Annotated in this window: 13 protein-coding genes; all 13 read left to right on the forward strand. The window is 40.3% G+C overall.

Translation table 11 applies throughout. The features are described from left to right. Positions 1-164 precede the first annotated feature (164 nt). On the forward strand, positions 165-638 hold the full coding sequence (locus P767_RS0103075) for a hypothetical protein (RefSeq protein WP_026763360.1): 474 nt from the start codon (positions 165-167) through the stop codon (positions 636-638). Positions 639-676: 38 nt separating this feature from the next. Then, positions 677-1,834: a homogentisate 1,2-dioxygenase gene (locus P767_RS0103080; protein WP_026763361.1), complete on the forward strand. Its 1,158-nt coding sequence runs from the start codon at positions 677-679 to the stop codon at positions 1,832-1,834. Positions 1,835-1,874: 40 nt separating this feature from the next. Then, entirely contained in the window at positions 1,875-2,279 is a 405-nt protein-coding gene (locus tag P767_RS0103085; RefSeq protein WP_026763362.1) for a hypothetical protein, read from the forward strand. A 229-nt stretch (positions 2,280-2,508) separates the two neighbouring features. Further along, a complete protein-coding gene (infA, locus tag P767_RS0103090; protein ID WP_026752042.1) occupies positions 2,509-2,727 on the forward strand; it encodes a translation initiation factor IF-1 in 219 nt (72 codons plus the stop codon). 44 nt (positions 2,728-2,771) lie between these two features. Further along, positions 2,772-2,888: a type B 50S ribosomal protein L36 gene (gene ykgO / locus P767_RS17875; RefSeq protein ID WP_071790319.1), complete on the forward strand. Its 117-nt coding sequence runs from the start codon at positions 2,772-2,774 to the stop codon at positions 2,886-2,888. A gap of 38 nt (positions 2,889-2,926) precedes the next feature. After that, a complete protein-coding gene (gene rpsM / locus P767_RS0103095) occupies positions 2,927-3,307 on the forward strand; it encodes a 30S ribosomal protein S13 (protein WP_026763363.1) in 381 nt (126 codons plus the stop codon). A gap of 142 nt (positions 3,308-3,449) precedes the next feature. Then, positions 3,450-3,860 carry a 30S ribosomal protein S11 gene (gene rpsK, locus P767_RS0103100; RefSeq protein ID WP_026752040.1) on the forward strand — a complete coding sequence of 137 codons (411 nt, stop codon included), beginning with the start codon at positions 3,450-3,452 and terminating at the stop codon, positions 3,858-3,860. Between the two features lie 143 nt (positions 3,861-4,003). Beyond that, positions 4,004-4,609 (forward strand): 30S ribosomal protein S4, encoded by a 606-nt coding sequence (rpsD, locus tag P767_RS0103105; RefSeq protein ID WP_026752039.1) that lies wholly within the window; start codon positions 4,004-4,006, stop codon positions 4,607-4,609. 37 nt (positions 4,610-4,646) lie between these two features. After that, a complete protein-coding gene (locus P767_RS0103110; protein ID WP_026763364.1) occupies positions 4,647-5,648 on the forward strand; it encodes a DNA-directed RNA polymerase subunit alpha in 1,002 nt (333 codons plus the stop codon). An 83-nt stretch (positions 5,649-5,731) separates the two neighbouring features. Beyond that, positions 5,732-6,247, forward strand: a complete 516-nt coding sequence (gene rplQ, locus P767_RS0103115; RefSeq protein WP_026763365.1) for a 50S ribosomal protein L17 — start codon at positions 5,732-5,734, stop codon at positions 6,245-6,247. A gap of 127 nt (positions 6,248-6,374) precedes the next feature. Then, complete coding sequence (carA, locus tag P767_RS0103120) at positions 6,375-7,478, forward strand: glutamine-hydrolyzing carbamoyl-phosphate synthase small subunit (RefSeq protein ID WP_026763366.1); 1,104 nt, start codon at positions 6,375-6,377, stop codon at positions 7,476-7,478. A gap of 9 nt (positions 7,479-7,487) precedes the next feature. After that, the gene (gene aroQ / locus P767_RS0103125; protein WP_026763367.1) at positions 7,488-7,913 is read left to right on the forward strand and encodes a type II 3-dehydroquinate dehydratase; all 426 of its coding nucleotides are present in this window, start codon (positions 7,488-7,490) and stop codon (positions 7,911-7,913) included. Positions 7,914-7,978: 65 nt separating this feature from the next. Beyond that, the coding region (locus tag P767_RS0103130) for an ArnT family glycosyltransferase (RefSeq protein ID WP_172637505.1) at positions 7,979-9,385 on the forward strand (1,407 nt) is incomplete at its 3' end.

Below are 9,385 nucleotides of genomic sequence, written 5' to 3' on the forward strand. Positions count from 1 at the left end.
TAATGGCGGAACCCGTGATACCAATTTATTTGTTGCCGACTGGGTTAAGCAATAATAAGGTTTGTTTATTTGTTTGTTTGGTTAGAATGGTTTACGCGCAAGCGTAAACCATTTCTGTTGTATATTGCTCCTTCATTCTATTGTTATTGCCTTAAACTTATTTTATGCAAACAGGATTTGTTCATTTACACAATTTTTTACGTTGGGTTATTGTGATTTTGTTAGTGGTATCTATTGTGAAAGCATATACCGGATGGTCTGCTAAAAAAGCCTTTCAACCCGGTGATAAGAAAATCTGGTTATTTACTATGATCGCCTCTCATATTACTTTGTTACTGGGTTTGTACCAGGTAGCAATGGGACGCTATGGTATTTTTACTACTCAGTTGCCGGAAGGAACCTCTTTTATGAAAGATAAGTTCTATCGTTTTTTCTGGATGGAGCACCCTGTTACCATGATTGGCGCAATTGTTTTTATTACCCTTGCGCATGGTATGTCTAAAAAATCCGTTGCTGACGAAGTGAGGTACAAAAAAGCTTTTATTTTCTTTTTAATTGCCGCTTTGCTGATATTGGCTGGAGTACCATGGCCATTCAGAGGGGAGATTATTGGCAGACCTCTTTTTCCAGGTGCATAGATTGAATAGATGATTCAGTTCTCTTTAAAATAGTTTGTATGCCACACTATATTCAGTTGGGATCTATCCCTCATAAACGTCATACACTGTTCAGAAAACCAGATGGTGGTTTGTATTCTGAGCAGTTGTTTTCTACAGAAGGATTCAGTGATGATTATTCTCTTTTGTATCATATTTATCCTCCTACACAGATTATTAAAACGGATGATCCTATTGATGTGGCTCCTAAAGTAGCCGAAGAGAAGATGCTGAAACACCGTTGTTTTGAAGGCTTTCAGGTAAAACCGGTTGCCGATTATTTAGAGAGCCGGAAAGCAGTACTGGTTAACAATGATTGTCATATTGTACTGGCCGCCCCTGAAAAAAGCATGTCTGATTATTTTTACAAAAATGCAGATGCAGATGAGTTGATTTTTATACACGAGGGAACTGGTACCGTTAAAACCCAGTATGGCAAGCTGGATTTTTCGTACGGAGATTATATTGTGATTCCCAGGGGAACCATTTACCAGATTCATTTTAATGATTCCAATAACCGACTTTTTATTGTAGAGAGTTTTAGTCCTTTCCGCTATCCGAAGCGTTACCTGAGCAGACATGGCCAATTGCTGGAACATTCTCCCTATTGTGAACGAGATATCAGGGGGCCGAAAGATTTGGAGACCATTGATGAAAAAGGAGACTTTTTAATTAAGACTAAGAAGAAAGGGATTCTGTATGGTTTGCATTATGGTACACATCCCTTTGATGTAATAGGATGGGACGGATGTTGTTATCCTTATATTTTCAGTATTCACGATTTTGAACCCATAACCGGCAGGGTACATCAGCCACCTCCCGTGCATCAGACTTTTGATGCGAATAATTTTGTGGTATGCAGTTTCTGCCCCAGATTATATGATTATCATCCCAATGCCATACCTGCTCCTTACAACCATAGCAATATAGACAGTGATGAAGTGTTGTATTATGTAGACGGAGACTTTATGAGCCGGAAAAACGTAACCAGGGGAATGATTACCCTGCATCCTGCGGGTATTCCTCACGGGCCACACCCGGGGGCGGTAGAAAAAAGCATTGGTAAGAAAGAGACGCTTGAGCTGGCAGTTATGGTAGACACTTTTCATCCGCTTCAGCTTACAGAGGAAGCTATTCGCATTGAAAATGAGGGATACACCATGAGTTGGGCTGAATAGTCCCGAATTTTCCTTAACTTATGGCATAAACAATTGCCATATGATTAAATTCAACGACATCAAAATTGGAGACTACATGATGGGCGAGTTTGAAGGAAAAATGTGGGAAGGAGAAGTCACCCGATTAAACGGAGATGAAAAACAGGTTTGTCTGCTTACCTCCGTACAGGAATTCTGGTTTTCTACCGATCAGTTGCATCCGATTCCTTTGGATGAAAACGCTTTACTGAATCTGAACTTTAGTAAGCAGGCAGGGGAGGATGGGTCTGTAAAGTATGCGAAAGGTGCTTTCCGGCTGGTTACCCCGAAAGCCGGAGATTTTTCGGCCATAGAAATGTGGTACAGGGAAGACCGAAGGCATCATCCCAATGTTCATTATGTGCATCAGCTGCAAAATCAGTATTCGGACATGGTTAAAATTCACCTCACCAGGGATCCCATGTAAACCTTTCCATATTCAGTTTAAAATGTAATTTTGCGCCGGGATTTTCCTGGCGCATTTTTATTTTTCAGGGGGTAGAGGGGAAGAATTTAGGGAAAAATAAGTGCTAAAACCCGGTTTTTTAGGTGGAAAACTTAATTTTTGGATTTTTTTTCCACATTTTCAGGAGTTTTCTCCCCTTATTTTTCATAATTCGGTTGTATTCTAATATCTTTGCAGCCCCAAAAATAGTATGTCGAAACAACCATTGATTAAACAGGACGGAGTCATTCTAGAAGCATTAAGTAATGCTATGTTTAGAGTGAAGTTAGAAAACGGCCACGAAATATTGGCCACTATTTCAGGAAAAATGAGGATGCACTACATCCGAATTTTACCGGGGGACAAAGTGGGTGTGGAAATGAGCCCTTACGATTTGAGCAGAGGAAGAATCATTTTCAGATACAAATAAGAACAAAGAACGTAACAGGAAAATAACAGTTAAACAACCAAACAATGAAAGTAAGAGCTTCCATTAAAAAACGCAGTGCCGATTGTAAGATCGTGAAGCGCAAGGGTAAATTATTTGTGATTAACAAAAAGAATCCTCGCTTTAAGCAGCGTCAAGGGTAATCCAATTAATCAAATTAACAGCATAAAACAATTATAATATGGCTCGTATTGCCGGTATTGATTTGCCAAAAAACAAAAGAGGAGAGATTGGTCTAACCTATATTTTTGGTATTGGACGTTCAACAGCTCAGTATATCCTTGAAAAAGCAGGTATTGACCTTGATAAGAAAGTAAACCAGTGGAATGATGAGGAGCAAACTGCTATCCGTAACATCATCAATAACGAATTTAAAGTAGAAGGTGCACTTAGAAGTGAGGTTTCTATGAATATCAAGCGTTTGCTGGATATTGCCTGTTACAGAGGTTTACGTCATCGTAAAGGACTTCCTGTTCGTGGTCAGAGAACCAAAACCAACAGCCGTACCAGAAAAGGTAAACGTAAGACAGTTGCCGGTAAGAAAAAAGCAGCTAAGAAATAATTAGTCAGCCCGAATGAACATTCGGGCTTTCTTACATAAATCCCTGATGGTTGGATCTCTGAAAAGAAGGAGACTGCAGGGTTCCGTTCCAACGGATATTTTTTAACCATCCCTTCGGGGAAGATTACCTAAAAAAGCAAAAATGGCTAAACCACAAAAAGCGCAGAACAGTGCAAAAGCTGCTGCCAAGAAAAGAGTAGTAAAAGTTGATGCTGCAGGTGAAGTAAGAATCTCTGCTACTTTCAACAACATCATTATCAGTTTTACCAACAAGACTGGCCAGGTTATCAGCTGGAGCAGTGCCGGTAAAATGGGTTTCAAAGGTTCAAAGAAAAACACTCCATATGCGGCTCAGATGGCTGCTGCTGATGCTGCTAAAGTAGCATTGGACGCTGGTTTAAAGCGTGTTGATGTTTTTGTTAAAGGACCAGGAGCTGGTCGCGAAGGTGCAATCCGTTCTATTTCTCAGTCTGGTATTGAAGTAACTTCCATTAAAGATGTTACCCCTATGCCTCACAACGGATGTCGTCCTCCAAAACAAAGAAGAGTTTAATATACCTAAGCCCCAACCGGGGTAGTGGAAATAATATTGAGCCAAAAGGTTTCATTTATCAAAAGGTTGCCCGATTCATTTTTTACGATTTTTAACCGATCGACGCAACGAATGCTAAAAAAATCGAAATGAAAATTTAAATTATGGCACGTTACACAGGTCCAAAGACCAAAATCTCCAGAATCTTCGGCGAACCTATTTTAGGAAACGCCAAGTGGTTAGGCAAAAATTCTAACCCTCCAGGACAGCACGGTGCTGCCCGTAAGCGTAAGACTTTAGGCGAATATGCCCTACAGTTAAGAGAAAAGCAAAAGGCAAAATACACTTATGGTGTATTGGAGCGCCAGTTCCGTAAGACTTTTGAAGAAGCTCAGCGTTTAAAAGGTGTTACCGGTGAGAATCTGATTAAATTATTAGAAGCACGTTTAGACAATACAGTATTCCGTATGGGATTAACTGCCAGCCGTCCAGAAGCTCGTCAGTTGGTTAACCATAAGCATATTACTGTTAACGGTGAAATCATGAATGTACCTTCTTACACTTGTAAGCCAGGTGATATTATTGCATACCGTCCTAAGAGTGCACACAATTCCGGCATTACCAGCAAAACACGTGGTAAGAACCCTAAGTTTGGTTGGTTAGATTGGAACGAATCTGAAATGAAAGGTACGTTCATCACCATGCCAGAGCGCGAGCATGTTCCTGAAAATATTAAGGAGCAGCTGATCGTTGAATTGTACTCTAAGTAATTTATCTACTCACACAATTAATAAAACACGTTTTAACATGGCAATATTAAGCTTCCAAAAGCCAGACAAAATCGTTCTACAGAAAGCAACTGATTTTGAAGGTCAGTTTGAGTTTCGTCCGCTAGAGCCAGGATATGGTTTAACCATTGGTAATGCTTTACGCAGAGTACTTTTAAGTTCTTTAGAAGGATACGCTATCGTAGGAATCAAAATTGATGGAGTAGACCACGAGTTTGCTACTATCAAAGGAATTACCGAAGACGTTACTGAAATGATCCTGAATTTAAAGCAGGTTCGTTTTAAGAAGAACGCCGATATGGATCTTACTTCTGAGAAAATCAACTTATCTATCAAAGGTCGCAGCGAATTCACTGCAGGAATGATTGGAGAAGTTACTCCAAGCTTTCAGGTAATGAATCCTGAATTGTTAATCTGCACCATGGATCCTACCGCTAAATTAGACATCGAGCTAACCATTGCAAGAGGTCGCGGTTATGTTCCAGCTGAAGAGAACAAAGTAAAAGATGCGCCATTTGGATATATCGCAATCGATTCTATTCACACACCTATCAAGAACGTTAAGTACGCTATTGAGAACTACCGTGTTGAACAAAGAACCGACTACGAAAAATTAATTTTGGATGTGGCTACTGACGGAACTATTCATCCTGAAGAAGCAGTAAAACAGGCTTCCAGAATTTTGATTCAGCATTTGATGATCATCACCGATGAAAACATCACTTTCGATAACAAAGAAGATAAGAAAGAAGATGTAGTTGATGAACATGTATTGCAATTGCGCAAAGTATTGAAAACTCCATTGGAAGATTTAGACCTTTCCGTGCGTGCTTTCAACTGCTTAAAAGCAGCCAAAATTAACAGCTTAAGCGAACTGGTTCAATACGAACAGGAAGATTTGATGAAGTTCAGAAACTTCGGTCAGAAATCATTGTCTGAAATTGAACAGGTATTAACCGAAAGAGGTTTAAGCTTTGGTATGGATCTAGGTAAACTAGGTTTAGACAATTTAGATAACTAATTATTCATTCACGTTTCACTTACCATGTAAGCGAAACAACCTCCACAAATCCTGACCCGGTGTGGAGCTAAAAATTAAATGTCATGCGTCACGGAGACAAAATCAACAACCTCGGTCGTAAGAAGGCACACAGAGTGGCCTTGTTGCAGAACCTTGCCAGTCAGTTAATCACGCACAAGCGTATTGTTACTACTTTGGCTAAAGCCAAAGCTTTAAGAGCATATGTAGAGCCATTGATTACCAAGACTAAAAAGAACGATTCTGCTTTACAAATCAGCCACAATCACCGTTTGGTGTTTGCTGAACTACAGGACAAAGCTGCTGTGAAAGAATTATTCACTGTAGTTGGACCTAAAGTTGCTTCTCGTCCAGGTGGTTACACCCGTATTTTGAAACTAGGCATTCGTCCTGGTGACAATGCTGAAAAAGCAATGATTGAATTGGTTGACTTCAACGAAATCTATGGTAAGTCTGCAACAGCTGCTGCTGAACCTGCTAAGAAAACCCGTCGTAGCCGCGCTCCTAAAAAAGCAGAAGCTGCTGAAGAAACCACTGTAGCTCCTGAAGCTGCTTCAACTGAAGAAAAAGCCGCTGAATAAATTAAATGAAGTGGTATTAACATAAAGGCAAAATCGTTTCGGTTTTGCCTTTTTTTAATCTGTCTGTTAGCAACTTCATTCGTTTTTTTAATAAAATTGATTTTCTTTTGCACTCATAATTTTCAATATGCCTCATTCTACACTTATCCGTAAACCCGCAACACTTGTACTTGCAGATGGACATGTTTTTCATGGTCTTTCTTTTGGTAAAATTGGAACCGCTACAGGTGAAATTTGTTTTAATACAGGGATGACTGGTTATCAGGAAGTGTTTACCGATCCCAGTTATACCGGTCAGGTAATTATCATGAATACGGTACATATTGGAAACTACGGAGTAAAGGATACTGATGTAGAAAGTAGTTCCGTTAAAATTCATGCCCTGATTGCCAGAAACCTGGAAGAGCAATACAGCAGACACCAGGCAAATCAGGATTTAAATGCCTATCTGATTCAAAATAATATTGTTGCCATTGATGGAATTGATACACGTGCATTAGTGGCACATATCAGAACTGAAGGTGCAATGAACTGTATTATTTCTTCTGAAGATCTTTCTGTAGAAGAATTAAAAGCCCGTTTAAAGGAAGTGCCCAGTATGGATGGTCAGGAACTGGCCAGTAAAGTGAGTACCACTGCAGAATACGAGTTGGGAGATCCTGCTTCTCCCATTAAAGTATCTGTATTGGATTTTGGAGTTAAACAACATATCCTTCAGTGCCTGGTAAGCAGAGGGGCGCATGTGAGGGTGCATCCTGCTAAAACAAAATTTGACCGTCTTAAAGAGTTTAATCCAACAGGTTATTTTATTTCGAATGGACCCGGCGATCCGGCCGCCATGCCTTATGCAATTGAAACAGTGAAAGAAGTTTTGGCAGAAAAAAAGCCGGTCTTTGGTATCTGTTTAGGCCATCAGTTGCTTGCACTGGCCAACGATATTCCGACTTTCAAAATGCACCATGGACACAGAGGTCTGAATCACCCCGTAAAAAATATTATTACCGGTCAATGTGAAATCACTACTCAGAACCATGGATTTGGAGTTGATCCTGTTGCGGTGAAAAATCATCCGAATGTGGAAGTAACCCATGTGAATCTGAATGATGAATCCATTGAAGGTATCCGATTAAAAGACCGGCCTGCATTTAGCGTACAATATCACCCTGAAAGTACGCCTGGTCCGCACGATAGCCGTTATTTATTTGATCGTTTTGTTGAAATGATGCAGTAATTTCATTCCATGAATATTGCAATCATCAATGGGCCGAATTTGAATTTGCTGGGAAAGCGAGAACCGGAGGTATACGGCAGCCTTTCTTTTGAGCAATACCTTGAGCAAATGAAAGAGCAGTTTCCCGGAATTCACTTTACTTATTTTCAATCTAATATTGAAGGAGAACTCATTAATGGCATTCAGGCAGCACGAGAAACGGCTGATGGAATTATATTGAATCCCGGGGGCTATACACATACCAGCGTTGCCATTGGTGATGCCATTGCAGCTATTTCTGTTCCGGTTGTAGAAGTACATATCAGTAATATTAACGCCAGAGAAGATTTCAGAAAATTATCTCATGTTTCTGCAAAGGCAAAAGGTACCATTGCTGGTCTTGGATTGGCTGGTTATGCATTAGCTGTTCAATGGTTCATGGGTCATAAGGCCTAAGAATCGGTCATCCGCTGATTTTTTCTTACTTTTAGTGCTCACTATCCAGCTTCTGCATGCTGTTGATGAAATCCTATACAAAACCAGTTCTCTATTTAATTGGCATTAGTTTTATTATTAAACTCCTGCTGGCTTCCACTATTGAATTGGGTAATGACGAGGTTTATTACTGGACTTATGTTTTAAGACCCGACTGGAACTATTTTGACCATCCACCCATGGTTGCATGGATGATTCGTATTTTCAGTATAAATGGTTGGTGGGCTTCTGAATTGTCTCTGAGATTGGGAAGTTTTGTTGGAGCAGCTTTTTCTACCTGGTTTATTTTTAAAACGGGCAAGTTGATTGGAAACGAACGCTTGGGCTGGTACGCTGCTCTTTTGTATACAGCTTCTGTTTATACCGGTTTTATTGCCGGATTCTTTGTTTTGCCCGATTCTCCCCAGATGCCCTTCTGGACGGGTGCTCTTTATATAATGGCCTATCTGGTAATTCATAAATCGGAAGAGAAAAGCTGGGGCGTTTGGATTTTTCTGGGCGTAATCATTGGCCTGGCTACCCTGGCCAAAGTTCACGGACTATTTCTCTGGGCCGGATTCGGGTTGTATATTTTATTACAGAAACGCCATTGGTTAGGCAATCCAAGATTATATGTTTCCGCATTCATTACGTTTTTGTTTCTGATTCCTGTTCTTTACTGGAACATTCAGAATGATTTTATCACTTATCGTTTTCATTCAGAAAGGGTTACCCATACAGGGATTAATACGGATGCATTTCTGCAGGAAATAGTGGGGGAATTTGCTTATCAGAACCCTTTTGTTTTTATTCTTGTCTGGTGGTCGGTAATTCTTCTTGTCAGAAAACAATTCAGATTCAGACAGCAAAGAATTAAGGCCTGGTTATTGAGTATGAGTATCCCCATGTTGCTTGTTTTCTGGGGTATTGCCTTGTTTAATCCTACTTTACCGCATTGGTCGGGACCCGCGTATATTCCACTGTATTTTTTGGTTGCTGCCTGGCTGGACCAACGAAAGTCTGCTTTCTTTCCGGGAATACTCAAATGGGCCATTGGGTTTGTATGCTTTGCGTTATTAACGGGTATTGCACTCATACGATATTCGCCTGTGAATTTCGGATCAAAGTCTACTGAATCCTATGGAGAATATTGTCCAACGCTGGATCTTTCCGGATGGGCTTCGTTGGGTAAACAGTTTTCAATCATTGTAAAAGAAGATATAGCAGAAGGTCAGATTCAGGCTAATCCCGTTTTATTAACCAATAAATGGTTCCCCGGAGGGCATTTGGAATTTTATGTATCCAGAGTATCGGGTGTGCCTTTAATAGGAGTAGGGGCTTTGCAGGACCTTCATCAGTTTGCCTGGTTAAATCAGCAGCGAACAAGCTTGCAAATTGGTATGGATGCCTATGCCATTGTTCCTTCTAATTTGCCTTTGAATGTTGCGGAAGCT

Origin of the sequence: Sediminibacterium salmoneum NBRC 103935 (genome assembly GCF_000511175.1) — a bacterium.
Classification (GTDB): Bacteria; Bacteroidota; Bacteroidia; order Chitinophagales; family Chitinophagaceae; genus Sediminibacterium; species Sediminibacterium salmoneum.